The following is a 14354-nucleotide window of genomic DNA, read 5'->3' as shown; positions in this document are numbered from 1 at the left end:
CCGCGGTGATTCCCATGGATGTTGACCAGATACTGCTCGAGACTGCGGGCCTGCACCTCGGCCATTCACTGGAGGTGCACAAAGTCATCGGCTCCACGAACGACCGGGTCCTGGAGCTTGCCGCGGGAGGCGCGCCCGAAGGGGTTGTGGTGTGTGCCGAGAGCCAATCCGCGGGCCGCGGTCGCCTGGGCAGGACGTGGAAAGACACACCCGGCGGGAGCCTGCTGTTCTCCGTGTTGTTGCGGCCCGGGACCGGTGAGTTCGCGCCGGGACTCCTAAGCCTCGGGGCTGGGGTGGCCACTGCCGACGCGCTGCACGAACTGGTCGGGGCGGCGGTGCGCACCAAATGGCCAAACGATCTGGTGGTTCCGTCCGCATCCCAGGATGGAGGCGCAGCAAAGCTCGGCGGTATCCTCCTTGAAGGCCGTGGGGGTTCGTTCGCCCTGGGCATTGGCATCAATGTCACCCAGGCTCCGCCGACCGAAGCGCCCGCATTGCCCTCAATCGCGCTTGACCAGGTCTGGCAACATGCGGCACCGCGCGAGATGATCCTTGCGGCGATCCTGCGGGCTCTTGACGCCGTTTACCTGGAGCTGCAACGCGGCTGCACCGGGCAGGTAGTGGCCCGGGCGCGCACGCTTGACACCGTCCTCGGACAGGCTGTAACGTTGCAAGTGGCCGGGGAGTCAGTGACCGGCATTGCATCCGGAATTGATGAGGCAGGGGCGCTGGTGATCAAGACCGCGGCCGGCATCCGATCCTTCACGGCGGGCGAATTGTCTCTCTCCAGTGGAATCCACCGATGAGTCAGACCTGCGAGACCCGGGAATCAGGGCGGGGAAGCCAGATTGTGCGCGCGGTCATCGCGCTGCTCGTGTGTGCTTGCCTGCCCGCGCTTGCCGGTACTTCCGAAGCCCTTCTGCAGGGCGCGTCACGGCTCCAGGCCGGAGATCTTGCGGGGGCGGCCTCCGCCTTTGAACGGGCCGCTACCGAGGACCGCCTGTGCGCGGAGGCGGTCGCCGGATCCGGTGCGGCAGCCCTCTTCTCAGGGGACGCTGACGGTGCGCTGCGTCACTTCCGCAATGCGCTGGTACTGGCGCCTGGGCTCGCCTGTGCGCATATGGGCGCGGGTTCGGCCTCGTGCGTGCTGAGCGATTACGCGTCGGCGATGAGCTACTTCCGCTCCGCGGTCAATAGCGCACCCCGCTCACCCGCTCTCGCGCTGGCGGGTGAAGCCTATGCTGCCTGCGCGCTGGGTCTGTATGATACGGCTATCCAGCAGGCACGGTCCGCCCTGGGCACGGTGCCGGACAGTCCCACGGCGCGGCATGCTCTGGCTGCTGCTCTGCTGGCGCGCGGGGACCCATCCGTTGCCGCCGGCATGTACTCTGAGCCTATGGTCCCGGGCAACCTGAGCAACTACTCTTCGCCGCTGTTCCTGCCCTCTTGCTTGTGGACGCCGCGTGCGGCGTACTGGGCCGCGCACTCCGCGGCGGATGAAAGCCAGCTTGCCCAGGCTCTTGCCCGTGTTCCGACGCCTGTGCCCGTTACAGGCCCATCCGGTACTCCCTCGCCCGTTGGTGACTTTGCCTTCGACACACCGCGGTCCGGGGATATACTGCGCGACCGGGTCACCGTCTCAGTGCGCGTGGATAACGGTCTGGACATCGACCACGTGATCGTGCGGATCGACGACAGCTACGCGGGCATTAGCTCGGCTCGCCCGTTCAAGGTGGTTGTGGATACCCGGTTGCTGGATGATGGCGTGTGTGAGATGCGTGCCGACGGCTTCGATACCCTGGGCCGCGTGGTGCGCACCACGAGCCTGCGTGTGAAAGTGCAGAACGGGAACCGGACGCTTGGTCCCGAGGAGCGAGAGGTTCGGCAGGCGGTTGCAGAGCTGCTGGAGCAGATGCTGGCGCCGCCCGTGTCACCGCTTGCGACGAGGCAGCTCATTGGGCACGGCCTCATGGCCACGGGGCAGCCCCAGCTGGCCGCAGGGTGCTTCGAGAGCGCTTATGCCGGAAACGCCCGCATCCCTGGCCTCCGCACGGATCTGCTCCTGGCCTACAAGGCGATGGGCCTCGAACTCGCCGCCGCTGCGCCGGAAGTCGCCACGACCCCGGCCAACAGCAAGCAGGTGGCAATCACCTTCGACGACGGGCCGCATCCGCTGATCACACCGTGGATCCTGGACGAACTGGACAAGTGGGGTGTGAAGGCCACCTTCTTTCTGGTGGGCAAGCAGGTTACGCTCTATCCGGAACTTGTGCGGGAGATCCGCCGCCGAGGACACACGGTGGGCAGCCATTCCCACGCCCACTACAGTCTGCGGCACATGAGCCTCAGCGAGTGCGAGCAGGACCTCGTGAAGAGCCGGCTGGCCCTGCGCGAGGCCAGCGGAGAGACAGTCACGCTGTTCCGGCCGCCCGGCGGGTACTACGATGACACAGTTCGGCAGGCCGCCGGCAACCTGGGTTTCACCACCGTCTTCTGGACCGCGAACATCACCAGTTTTCCGGGCCGTGACGGTCAGCGCATCGCCGCCGAACTGGCCCGGCAATGCGCGAACGGCGGGATCATTCTGCTGCACAACGGCGAGGACGAAACTCTGGACACCCTCCCGCATCTGATCCCGGCCCTGCGCAAGTATGGGGTGAGGTTTGTCACTTTCGACAACGGCAACCCGAACGCATACGCCCGGCTGGACAAGCCGGAACACGAGCGCGGACAGGCAATCCCGTGACGCCACAGCGCCGGTACACCGCAAACCCGACGAAGGCTTCTCTCACCTGGTCACGTTCGGCCATGCTGCTGGCCGTCCTGGCCTGGTTCTGTGTTGCCGATAGTGTGAGCGGGTCTCAGGACGTCCCCCTGCTCAATCCCAATCTCAGTGAGTTCCCGGCCGCTTCCATCGCGGATTGCTCAGACCTGCTCAGCCCACCCGCCGGCCGCAGGGGGTTTGTCTTTGCCGGTACGGATGGCCGCCTGTACTACGAAGACGGCACGCAGGCCCGATTCTGGGGCATCAATGTCGCCAAGGATTCTGTATTCCAGTCGCGGGAAACCATCGATCAGGCCGTCGCGGCCATCGCCCGTGCAGGGTTCAATCTGGTCCGGCTGCATCACGTGGATGATGAGAACGGGCTGCTTCCCGCGCGTCTGGCGGGATCGTCACCGAGGATCGACCAGACACGGCTGGATATCCTGGACTACTGGGTATCCGCACTGAAGGAGCGGGGGATCTGCGTCTATCTGGACCTGCTGGATTTCCGCACGTTCCGGGAAGCAGAGGGAGTGACGGCTGCAGGTGAACTCGGCCGCGGTGCCAAGCCCTGCGCGGTGTTCGACCCCACTCTCATCCGGTTGCAGCAGGAGTATGCGCGGGAGCTACTCTTCGATCACGTGAACCCGTACACTGGCCTGTCCTACGCGCGCGACCCGGCGGTGGTGACCGTCGAACTGTGCGATGAGAACGGGCTTTTTCACGAGGAGCGCCGGCTGGAGCGCCTGCCCACCTTCTACCGCACGCAACTTCTCCAGCGCTGGGGAAGGTGGCTTCTACAGCGTTACCAGACGCGGGAGCGTCTTGCGCAGGCATGGGCTTCCGATCCCGGCGCGCAACTCAAACCCTACGAGGACCCATCCCGGGCGTCCGTGGGCATGCCGGGCCTGAGCCCAGACCTGGAACTGGAGGGCCCAAGGCGCGTCGATCGCGACATGTTCTTCGCAGCGGTACACCGTGACTACTTCCGGCAGATGATCGGTTTTCTGCGCGAGAACGGGCTGCGTTGCCCGGTCACGGCGGTCACGGAGCCGCGAGCGCCGGGTGACCTGTGGTCCGTCGCCCAGGAGCTTGACTGCACGGCGATCAACTATTACTTTGACCACCCGTATTTCCGTGCCGCAACGCCCTGGCAGCTTCCGGGGTTCTTCTCGGGCAACAGCCCGCTGAGCGCTCCGGTTGCCACCGCATTCGCGCCAACCCTTGGCGCGGCCCGTGTGGACGGCAAGCCCCTGTTGGTGCGTGAGTGGGGTGTGTGTTGGCCAAACCCGTGTCGTGCCGAGGGCATGCTGGACGCCGCCTGCTATGCGGCGCTGCACGATGTGGACGCGATGATGCTGTTCACCTTCGACACTCGCCCGGCGACGCGGAGGATCGATTACTTCGATGTTGTTCACGATCCCGCGCGCTGGGGGATGGCTTCAATTGGCGCCCGACTGTTCCTTCAGCGCCAGATACGGACATCGGAGCGCACGGAAGTCTTGTCCTTCGGGCCGGCGGATGTGTTCACACGATCGCTGACGCGTTTTCCGGTCGACACACACGCACTGTCGTGGATCAGCCGCGTCGCCAACCAGTTTGCCTCGTCTTCCGCCACTCGTGCGGAGCCAGACGCGGTCTGTGTCTCTGATACCCGCGAGCTGGTCATTGACCGCGCCGCAGGCCTGCTGCGGGTCGAAAGCCAGCAGGTCAACGGAGCCGCCGGGAATCTGCGGCTGGCCGGTAAGATCGCATGCAGCGGCCTGTCCTTCGCGGGCAACTCCGAGCACGCGGCCTTCGTATGGCAGAGTCTCGACAGCCAGCCCTGGCGCACCTCGCGCAACTGGCTGGTCCGGTACGTCAGCGATGCCGCGAACACCGGCCAGCAGGTACGCATTCATCTGAAGAAGAAAACCCAGACGATTCTGGCGCTGGATGCCGTGGGCGGCGGGCCGGTGGTGAGTGACGGCCGGCCGGATGCCACGCCGACCGTTTTCTGGATGGGGGCGCAGCCGCTTATCCGGGTGTTCATGCGAGGGGGCGGCTTCGAACTCGTGCGCTCCGGCGAGAGGTACCTACTCTACTGCGACACCCCCGGGGCGTCTATCGAGCTCGGCCTGCCCGAAGCTCTCAGCCGCGCCGTTCCATACTCCGCGTCGGGCCAGGCGGGTAAGTCTCTCGACCCGCGCCGGCGGTTCGTCTGGGGCGCGGACACCGCTCTCGTCGTCATCGATCCCGCAGCTGCCGCGGGTGGGAGTTGATTTCATGGATCTGTCGCTGTTCGATTGCGTATCGCCCCTGGATTACCGCTATTACGGCGATGATCCGCGTATGGTGGAGTTGCTCGCACCGTATGTGACCGAGCGTGCCTACATCCGATCGGAGCTTGAGGTTGAGGCGGCTGCCGCGCGGGTGCTTGCGAGACGCGGGGTATGCTCGCAGGCGGTTGCAGACGAGATCACCCGTGCGATTGATCTCGTGGACCCGGAGGATGTGCACGCTGAAGATAAGCGCATCCACCATGACACGCGGGCAATGGTCAACTGTCTGAGGGACAAGGTAAGCGACGCGGCGAAGCCCTTTGTGCACCTGTCACTCACCAGCTTCGACGTGAAGGACACCGCTCTTGCCCTGAGAATGAAGCGCTGCGCTCATGAGGCGGTCATTCCGGAACTGCTCAAGCTCGAGCAAATCCTGATCGACCTGTCCCTGCGCGAGCGCCGTACGCTGCAGATGGGCCGGACCCACGGACAGCATGCGGTGCCGATTACTTTCGGTTTCGCAGTTGCCCAGTTCGTCAGCCGCCTGGGCGGGCGCATCGAGGCGATTCGCGCGGCAGCCGACAACCTGAGAGGGAAGATCAGCGGAGCGGTGGGCGCGTACAATGCCAGCAGCTTGTTCTTCGACGACCCGCTCGAGTTTGAGCGGGAGATACTGGCCGAGCTTGGTCTGGAGCCCTCGCCTGGTTCGACCCAGATCGTCGAGGCTGAGTTCGTGACAGACTATATGCACGCGCTCGTGTCCGCTTTCGGGGTGCTTGCGAACATTGCTGATGACATGCGCCATCTGCAGCGCACCGAGATCGCCGAGGTGGGGGAGAAGTTCGAGGCGGAACAAGTGGGCTCTTCAACAATGCCCCACAAGCGAAACCCGTGGAACTTTGAGAATGTGAAGAGCCTGTGGAAGGTCATGGTCGCGCGGATGCAGACCGTGTACGCTGACCAGATCTCCGAGCACCAGCGTGATCTGACGAACTCCGCGTCCCAGCGATTCCTGCCCGAGGTCATCGTGGGCCTGGTCAATTCCACCCGCCGCTTGCAGCGGATCATGGGCAAGCTGGTGACTGATGCTGACCGGATGAAGCGGAATTTCGATATGACCGCGGACATGGTGGCCGCCGAGCCTGCGTATATTCTGCTTGCGGCGTACGGCCACCCGGATGCACACGAGGCAGTGCGCAAGCTCACCCTCGAGGCACAGGCGAGCGGGCGACCACTTGGGCAGTTGGTGGATGAGTCGCAGGACCTCGCACCGTACCTGTCGAAATTCACGGACCAGCAGCGCGCGCTGCTGCGGGATACCACCCTTTACCTGGGGGCGGCAGTTGAGAAGACGGAGACGCTCTGCCGCATGTGGGCCGACCGCCTGGGCCTGAATGCATCCGTCTGAATGCACCTGCATTTCCCAACCCGGAGGGCACACCATGAGCCTCATCGGCATGGACATTGGCAGCACCAACTGCAAGGCTATTCTTTTCGATGAAGACGGCAGACAGCTTGCCACCGCATCGCGCGAGTACTCCGAGGTCTACCCCGGTCCGGCGATGATCGAGTTGCGACCGGATGACATGTGGCGGGCGATCTGCGAAGTCCTCCAGAGCGTCTGCGCGGCATCGGGCGATGACCCGGTGCAGGCCATCTCCTTCTCCGCGCTCGGGGAAGCTTTCACGCCCGTGGGCAGGGACGGCGAGTTCCTCTACAACACTATCGTCTCGCCGGACAACCGCGCGGTAGAGCAGGCCAACCGCTGGCACGACACCCTTGGCGCCAAGCGAGCCTTCGAAATCACCGGCATGCCCCTGCATCCCAGCTTCTCGCTGAACAAGATCATGTGGCTGCGCGAGAACCGGCCTGATATCCATGAGAAGACCTGGAAGTATCTGCTCTGGCCGGATTTGATCATGCACCGCCTCGGCTTGGAGCCGCGTCTGGACTGGAGCCTCGCGGGCCGCACCATGGCCTTCGACGTGGTGAACAAGTGCTGGTCGGAGGAGATGCTCGACATCGCCGGCATCTCCAGCGACCTGTTCGCCGAACCCGTGCGGCCCGGCGAGTGTGTGGGCGAGATCACCGCGCAGGCCAGCGCCCAGACCGGTTTGCCGGTGGGCTGCCTGGTGGTTGCGGGCGGTCACGATCAGCCAATGAACGCGCTGGGAGCCGGGGTTATCCGGGAGGGCATGGCGGTGGACGGAATGGGGACCGTGGAGTGCATCACGGTGGCATTTGAAGACCCCGTGACCAACGAGGACATGCGGACCCGCAACTATTGCTGCTATCCCCACGTCTGCAATGATCTGTATGCCAGCCTGGCCTTCAATTACTCCAGCGGCGCAATCCTGCGCTGGTTCCGGGACAATTTCGGCCGGGCCGAGGTGCAGCAGGCCCAGGCGGAGGGCCGCGACGTGTACGACATTCTCTTGTCGGACCTGCCGGACGGCCCTACCGGCTTGTACCTGGTCCCGTATTTCGCGGGTTCTGGCACGCCGTACATGGACCCGCTGTCCAAGGGCGTCATGGTTGGGCTGACCCTGGGCTGCGACCGGAAGACGTTCATCAAGGGCCTGATCGAGGGCATCTGCTATGAACTGGCGCTGAATGTTCGCGGGCTGGACGAGGCGGGGGTCGAGGTGGACCGGCTGCGCTGCACCGGTGGCGGCAGCAAGAGCCCGTACTGGCTGCAACTCAAAGCGGACATCACCGGGCGCGAATGCGTGACGCTGAATGTGACCGAGAGCGGCTGCCAGGCGGCGGCGATGCTCGCCGGCGTCCAAGCGGGGGTGTACGGTTCGATCGAAGAGGCTCTGGCGCGCCTGGTACGAGAGAAGGAGACTTTCGCTCCGCGGGAGTCTGAGCACCAGCGATACGCGGAGCACTTTGAAGTCTACCGGTCAATCTGGCCGGCGGTGCGTGACGTGGTCCACCGCATCCCGTAACAGATTGCCGAGGTGAAGACGACAGGAGCGGAATGCGATGGATGCAGCGGCGGCCCTGGGCTGCCTGATCGCGGTGTTCGCCTGGGGAGCGGCGGGGCTCTTCGACAAGCTGGGGGTGCGCGGCGCGGATCCCTTCGCAGCGGTCCTCGTGCGCATGGTCTTTGGGACGCTTATGGTACTCGTGCTGTGCCTGGCAACCGGCCGCATGAGGCATGTGACCGCGTTCCCGCCCACGACCTATGCTTTCCTGGCCGGCAGCGCCCTGTTCGGCGCGCTGGTGGGCCAACTGGCGTATTACGTTGCCATCAAGCACGCACCGGTCAGCCTCGTGGTGCCGGTCACAGCGACTTATCCGGTTGTGGCCGCGCTGCTTGCGGTTCTGGTGCTGAAGGAACAGCCAACGGTGGGGAAGTTCGTGGGGGTCCTGCTGGTGGTCGCCGGACTGGCGCTGGTTTCGGGAGCGGGGAGCAAGCCGAACAGTGTGAGCGTCCCGGAAACATCCGCAGGGGCCGGGCGGGTGATGGAGGGCGCCGTGCCGGAGAGTGACGGCGTGCCTTTGCCTGCAGCCGACGCGCCTGAATCCGAGTCACCCTGACCGCCGCGCCAGGATTGCCTGGTAAGCCGCGTTCCTGCCCATTCCGCTCGCGGCCGCAAGTATCTCCGTCGCCTGCCGCGTGGACAGGTTTGTAGCCGCCAGGAGATCGGCGACCCGATTCGGATCCCCGGGCTGCGCGGCGTCGTTGTGCTGTTTCCCGGATGGGCTGAAGACCAGCGTGAACTCGCCCAAGGGCTCCTGCCTCGTGAATCGGTCGCACAACTGCCCCAGCGGCGCGCGGATGTACTCCTCGAAATGCTTCGTCATCTCCCTGCCGACGAACACCTCGCGGTCCAGGCCCAGCGCCTCCCGCGCGTCTCGCAGGCACTCGCGGATCCGGTGAGGAGCTTCGAAGACCACCACGGGAACCTGTGCGTCTCGGATATCGGCGAAGAAACGGGCGCGCTCAGACTGCTTGCGCGGCGGGTACCCGGCGAAGAGATACTGGTCGGCGCGGAAGCCGGAGACGGACAGCGCCGCCGTGACCGCGCTCGGGCCGGGGACGGGCCGCACGGAGATGCCCGCCGCAAGGGCTTCCGCAACCAGCACGCTGCCCGGGTCTGAGATGGTCGGCACCCCCGCATCCGTCACGTAGGCAACAGACCGGCCCTCAAGGATCCGGGTGATGATGCGCGATGCCTTTCCGCGCTCGGAGTGTTCGTGGCAACTCTCCACGGGACGGTCCAGGCCGAGGTGCTCCAGCAAGCCGCGCGTTCGCCGGGTATCCTCGGCGGCGATCACATCCACCTCAGCAAGGACCCGGCGCGCGCGGGCAGTCAGATCTTCCAGGTTGCCGATAGGGGTCGCAACGATGTAGAGAGTTCCGGCGCGTGAGCTGGAAGGGTCGGCCATAGCTTGCTCCCGCGGCGCGTTCTGGCTGTGGCTCAGCGGCCCCAGTCGCGCGAGTACCGGAAGTCGCGGTCGATGGAGCGTTGGGAGACTTTGGCGATGAGCGGCAGCCGCCGCTTGTACTGGGAATTGCGGATCATTCGCGACACTCGATCGATGAAGTCCCAGTCAAACCCCGCATCGACCAGTTCCTCGCGGCTCCAGCGCAGGTCCACCATGCGATAGAGCAGCTTGTCCACGTCGGCGTAAGTAAATCCAAGCTCGCCCTCATCAGTCTGTCCCGTCCACAGGTCCGCGCTGGGTTTCTTGTCCAGAATCTCCTCGGGGACCTCGAGATAGCGTGCGAGCTGCCGCACCTGGGTCTTGTACAGGTCGCCGATGGGGTTGACGGCGGAGGCCATGTCTCCCCACAGGGTGGTGTATCCCAACAAGGCCTCGGTCTTATTGCTGGTACCGATGACCAATGCGCTGTCCGCCTGGGACTGGTCGTACAGGATCGTCATGCGCTCGCGCGCCATCTTGTTGGCGCGGCGCATGCGATCGGCATCGGGGAAACGGTCGAAGTAGGCGTCGATCTGCGGGGTGATCTCGATGACCCGGGTCTCGATGCCGAGCTTGTCGGCGGCCAGTTGTGCATGCCTCTGGCTGTCGGGGCTACTTGTCTTGTAGGGCATGATGATGCCCAAGACGTTTTCGCTGCCCAGTGCGCGCGTGGCGATGTAGGCGGAGAGTGTGGAGTCGATGCCTCCCGACATACCCAGGACGCCGCGCTGGAAACCAAACTTGGTGATCTCGTCCCGCACGAATCCCGTGAGGATATCTGCGACCAGCGCGCAATCAATGTCCAGGCCGGTCATCGGCGATCCTCCTCAGTTCGCGCAATGCGAGATCCAGGTTCTCCTGTCCAACCAGTGGGGTCTTCATGCGCTCACGGCGCACCTCGCCGGGGACAATCTCTGCGTCCACCTCGGCGGCTTCGAGCTTTGGCCCGCGTGCGATGATCTCCCCGCTCGGACTCACAACAAAACTGCCGCCCCAGAAGTTGACGCCATCTTCATAGCCGACGCGGTTGCAGAAGCAGATATAGACCTGGAACAGGCGGGCATACGTGGCGAGCATCTCTTCGTACACGCGGCGGATCACGAGGCCTTCGGGCCGCGGTCCGCGCGTTGGTGAGTTCGCGGTGACCACCAGGTACATGATGCCCTCCTGCGCCAAGATGAAGGGCAGCATGGGGTGCCAGACGTCTTCGCAGATGAGTATGCCGGCTTTGCCAAAGCGGCTGTCGAAGGCGCGCACGGTGTTCCCGGGCGACAGGTACCTGCCCTCGTCGAACATTCCATAGGTGGGCAGATAGACCTTGCGATGCACATGAGCCAGGTGCCCGCGCTCGTAATACAGGGCTGATGCGAACAGGCCGAAGCGCGGGCCTTCCTCGACCATCCCGGCGACGAGGGCAATGCTCTGGCTCAACTCGGACAACTCCCGCAGTTCGCGGGCCTGGGTGGTGAGAGCGATGTCGCTGGTCAGGTCGCGCAGATAGTATCCGGTGAGCGATAGTTCGGGGAAAATGAGGAGGTCCACCCCGTCCTCAATGGCACGGCGCGCGGCCGAAACATGGCTCCTCATGTTGGCTTCGAGGTCACCCAGGCGGGGAGCCATCTGGACGAGTCGGACCCGGATGCGGTCGGTCAGGCGCATGGCATCTGCCTTCTTCACTGTACGGCCCGGCCAGCTTGAATGGCCGGCCGGGCCGTCTACCATTGCCGGGTTGCTACTGCATCGGCATGATCGGCATCTGCTGCTGCTGTTGCTCCTGCTGGAACTTGGTGAACTCGTCGATCCACTTCTGCTCGGCGGCGGCCAGTTCAGGCTTCTTGAGCTCCTTGAACTTCTCCATCGCCTGCTGGTGGATGAACATGCTCTGATAGTCGTAGGACTGGGCCCAGTCGGACGCTGCTTTCAGCTCGTCGATGGCCTCGTCCGTGAGCTTCTCCTCAAGCAGCAGAAGCGCGAGGTCCATGTGGATCTGCGGGTTACTGGAGGACCGCTCAGACTGCGCCAGTTGCTTGAGGAGGTCGATGGCCTTGCTCTTCTCGCCCGCTTCTTTCATGAGAGTCGCGAGCTGGTATTTCGCGCCGACGTTGGTGGGGTCGGATTCGACCGCGCTAGACAGAAGCTGTATGCCTTCGGTTTTCTTGTCCTCTTCCAGCGCTTTGTAGGCTGCGAGCTCCGGGTCCTGTATCTCTATTTTCGCCTCTTTGCGCAGCTTATCCACGAACTCCCGCCAGTGCTCGTCCTTCTTCTTCTCAAGAAGCTGGTTACGGTACTCGTCTTTCTTCTTTTCGAAATCCTCAGGGTAGGCTACTTTCTTGTCCAGGGTCTGAATGATGTGGTAGCCGAACTGCGTTTTCACGGGCTCGCTAAACTCGTTGGGCTTGAGCTTGAATGCGGCTTCCTCGAACTCGGGAACCATCTCACCGCGCCCGAAGTAAGGGTCGGGAGCAGCGGCCTGTTGCCCAGGCGCCGGGGGCCGCGTGGACTGGAGCATCCCGCCCTGCTGGGCGCTGCCGAAGTCGTGGGATTCAGCCTTCGCAAGCTTTGCGAAATCTTCGCCTTTCTTGAGCTTCGCGAGGATCTCCTCGGCCTTCTTCTTAGCCTCGGCGTCGTAGTCCTTCTTCGGCTTCTGATCCTTCTTCTTCGCGTCCTTGTCCTTGTCGCCCTTAGCTGCCTCGTCCATCATCTCCAGCTGGTCGGGCTTGATCAGAATGTGCCGCGCCTTGACCTTTGTGTACTCTTGTTTGAGGTCTTCATCCGTGACCTTGACCTCATTCTTGACGCTCTCCTCCAGGCGCTCGAACAGAACGGCCTCGCGGATCATCTCAGGATCCTTGGCCAGTTCCTTGCGGATTTCCGCTTTGTACTGGTCCAGTGTCTGCTGGCGCTTGCGCAGGAAGGTGGCCATGCTCTTGCGGCTGGGGAACTGCTGGTCCACGCGTTCCTGAACGAGCTCGTCAATCTTTTTGTTGATGTCCTGGCGTGAGACCTCGATCCCGCGCTCGCGGGCGGCGTCGAGCATGAGGATGCGCTGGATCATGCCCTCGAGGATGCTTGTTTTCACGTACCTGTCGCTTCCCAGGAACTGTTCCTGGGGTATGTCTGAGATCTGTTGGATGTACCGTTGCTCGAATTCGGTGCGAGTGATGGTCTTGCCATTGACGGTAGCGACTGTGCGGGTGACCTTGCGGGCCTGCTGGGCGCCCTGTTCGCCACCAGCGCCGCCTCCAGAGGGCGCACCGAAAGTGTAGTAGGCGCCGACCACAAAGATTGCCACGATAGCCCAGAAGATAAGCTCCATCGGGCTCATCTGCACGCGCGCCTTACCGAATCCGATCTTCATTTTGCGGCGGAACGCTTTACGCAACCTGACGATCGACATGCCTGCGCTTTCTCCTCATGGGACCGGGGCGCCGCCAGGCCTATCCGGCGGGAAACCGTGGGGTCCAGTTGATCCACTGTCATGCGCACTGACGCCGGCGCGAAATTGGGCCGGCGTTTTCGCAATGCAACGCGTCCCCGGACAGCTGTGTTCCGGAACGCAGTCAGTCCTTACCAAGGGCCGAGGTGACCTTCATGGAGCAGAACCTGCCGCACATTGAGCAGGCCTCCGGGTCACGCGTGGCCCGCTCTCCCCGCACCGTTCGCACACGGCCCGGATCAAGGGCAGTCTCGGCCATCTTATCCCAGTCGAACTCCCGGCGCGCCCGGCTCATGCGTTCGTCCCATTCGAGCGCCCCCGGTATGCCCTTGACGATGTCCGCGGCGTGGGCCGCGATGCGCGAAGCCATCACCCCGTCCAGCACATCCTGCGGGGTGGGCAACCCGAGATGCTCCGCCGGAGTTACGTAGCACAGGAAATCGGCGCCGGCCGCTGCGCAGATGGCTCCGCCGATTGCCCCCGTGATGTGATCGTAGCCTGGCGCGATGTCGGTGACCAGCGGTCCGAGAACATAGAAGGGGGCACCGTGGCACAGGCGCTTCTGCAGCATGACATTGCCGGCGATCTGGTTCATCGGCATGTGTCCCGGGCCCTCGACGAAGGCCTGCACACCGGCCTGACGCGCCCGCGCCACCAGTTCGCCCAACACGATTGTTTCGGCGATTTGCCCTCGATCCGACGCGTCCTGGAGTGCGCCGGGCCGCAGGCCGTCGCCGAGGCTCACCAGCACATTGTAGCGCTTCAGAATGGCCAGGAGCTCGTCATACCGCTCGTACAGCGGGTTTTCCTGCCCGGTGGCCTTCATCCAGCGTGCCAGAAGACTTCCCCCGCGGCTGACGATCCCCATGAGCCGGGGCTGGCTTTCCAGCGCCGCAACCGTTTCGCGGGTGACCCCGCAATGCAGCGTCTGGAAATCCACCCCGTCAGCGGCGTGGCGCTCGATGACATCGAGCAGCAGGTCGCCTGTCATCTCGCTGAAAGACCCGAACTTCTCGTCGGCTTCGGCGGCTGCCTGGTAGATCGGGACGGTGCCCAGCGCCACCGGACACTCGCGGCGGATCGCCCGGCGGATGCCGTCGATGTCTCCGCCGGTGCTCAAGTCCATGACCGCGTCAGCGCCGGTATTGACCGCAACCTCCAGCTTTCGCAGCTCGTCGTCGAGACTGGGGTAGTCTTCGGAGGTCCCCAGGTTCGCATTGATCTTCGTCCGAAGTCCCGTGCCGATGCCCAGTGGTCTGGTGCGCCCAGTCTCATCGCCCATGACGATGATGGTTCCGGCTCTCAGCCCGGCGCGCACAAAGTCCTCGGATACGTGCTCGTCTCTGGCCACGCGGGCGACGACACCCGCCGGCACGTTCTGCCAGTCCGCAAGTTCCGGGTTCCCGTCAGGGGCGAGTGCTGCCCCGCTCGCGCTCAATGGGTCCTGCATACCAGT

Annotated in this window: 11 protein-coding genes; 6 read left to right on the top strand and 5 right to left on the bottom strand. The window is 64.1% G+C overall.

Annotation, left to right across the window (positions count from 1 at the left end):
- Nucleotides 1–14: 14 nt before the first annotated feature.
- The 6 genes from HPY44_11790 to HPY44_11765 are packed head-to-tail and all read left to right on the top strand — an operon-like array spanning nucleotide 15 to nucleotide 8571.
- Nucleotides 15–806 carry a biotin--[acetyl-CoA-carboxylase] ligase gene (locus HPY44_11790; GenBank protein NSW56691.1) on the top strand — a complete coding sequence of 264 codons (792 nt, stop codon included), beginning with the start codon at nucleotides 15–17 and terminating at the stop codon, nucleotides 804–806.
- Nucleotides 803–2746: a polysaccharide deacetylase family protein gene (locus HPY44_11785; GenBank protein ID NSW56690.1), complete on the top strand. Its 1944-nt coding sequence runs from the start codon at nucleotides 803–805 to the stop codon at nucleotides 2744–2746. The genes HPY44_11790 and HPY44_11785 overlap by 4 nt, the downstream gene beginning before the upstream one ends.
- Nucleotides 2743–5025 carry a beta-galactosidase gene (locus tag HPY44_11780; protein ID NSW56689.1) on the top strand — a complete coding sequence of 761 codons (2283 nt, stop codon included), beginning with the start codon at nucleotides 2743–2745 and terminating at the stop codon, nucleotides 5023–5025. Before HPY44_11785 ends, HPY44_11780 begins: the two co-directional genes overlap by 4 nt.
- Nucleotides 5026–5029: 4 nt before the next feature.
- Nucleotides 5030–6433 carry an adenylosuccinate lyase gene (locus HPY44_11775; protein NSW56688.1) on the top strand — a complete coding sequence of 468 codons (1404 nt, stop codon included), beginning with the start codon at nucleotides 5030–5032 and terminating at the stop codon, nucleotides 6431–6433.
- A 34-nt stretch (nucleotides 6434–6467) separates the two neighbouring features.
- On the top strand, nucleotides 6468–7976 hold the full coding sequence (locus HPY44_11770) for a hypothetical protein (protein ID NSW56687.1): 1509 nt from the start codon (nucleotides 6468–6470) through the stop codon (nucleotides 7974–7976).
- A gap of 37 nt (nucleotides 7977–8013) precedes the next feature.
- A complete protein-coding gene (locus HPY44_11765; GenBank protein NSW56686.1) occupies nucleotides 8014–8571 on the top strand; it encodes a DMT family transporter in 558 nt (185 codons plus the stop codon).
- Here the strand turns inward: HPY44_11765 and rsmI are convergent.
- The 5 genes from rsmI to thiC all read right to left on the bottom strand — a co-directional run bounded on the left by rsmI (nucleotide 8563) and on the right by thiC (nucleotide 14348).
- Complete coding sequence (gene rsmI / locus HPY44_11760; protein NSW56685.1) at nucleotides 8563–9423, bottom strand: 16S rRNA (cytidine(1402)-2'-O)-methyltransferase; 861 nt, start codon at nucleotides 9421–9423, stop codon at nucleotides 8563–8565. The two genes, HPY44_11765 and rsmI, sit on opposite strands and share 9 nt — an antisense overlap.
- A 32-nt stretch (nucleotides 9424–9455) precedes the next feature.
- Complete coding sequence (locus tag HPY44_11755) at nucleotides 9456–10277, bottom strand: NAD+ synthase (protein ID NSW56684.1); 822 nt, start codon at nucleotides 10275–10277, stop codon at nucleotides 9456–9458.
- A complete protein-coding gene (locus tag HPY44_11750; protein NSW56683.1) occupies nucleotides 10258–11121 on the bottom strand; it encodes a carbon-nitrogen hydrolase in 864 nt (287 codons plus the stop codon). Before HPY44_11750 ends, HPY44_11755 begins: the two co-directional genes overlap by 20 nt.
- A 73-nt stretch (nucleotides 11122–11194) precedes the next feature.
- Nucleotides 11195–12859 carry a peptidylprolyl isomerase gene (locus HPY44_11745; protein NSW56682.1) on the bottom strand — a complete coding sequence of 555 codons (1665 nt, stop codon included), beginning with the start codon at nucleotides 12857–12859 and terminating at the stop codon, nucleotides 11195–11197.
- A gap of 163 nt (nucleotides 12860–13022) precedes the next feature.
- A complete protein-coding gene (gene thiC / locus HPY44_11740; protein NSW56681.1) occupies nucleotides 13023–14348 on the bottom strand; it encodes a phosphomethylpyrimidine synthase ThiC in 1326 nt (441 codons plus the stop codon).
- Nucleotides 14349–14354 lie beyond the last annotated feature (6 nt).

It is taken from the genome of Armatimonadota bacterium, assembly GCA_013314775.1.
In the GTDB taxonomy this organism is placed as follows: Bacteria; Armatimonadota; Zipacnadia; order Zipacnadales; family JABUFB01; genus JABUFB01.
This window is presented reverse-complemented; position numbering and strand designations above follow the sequence as displayed.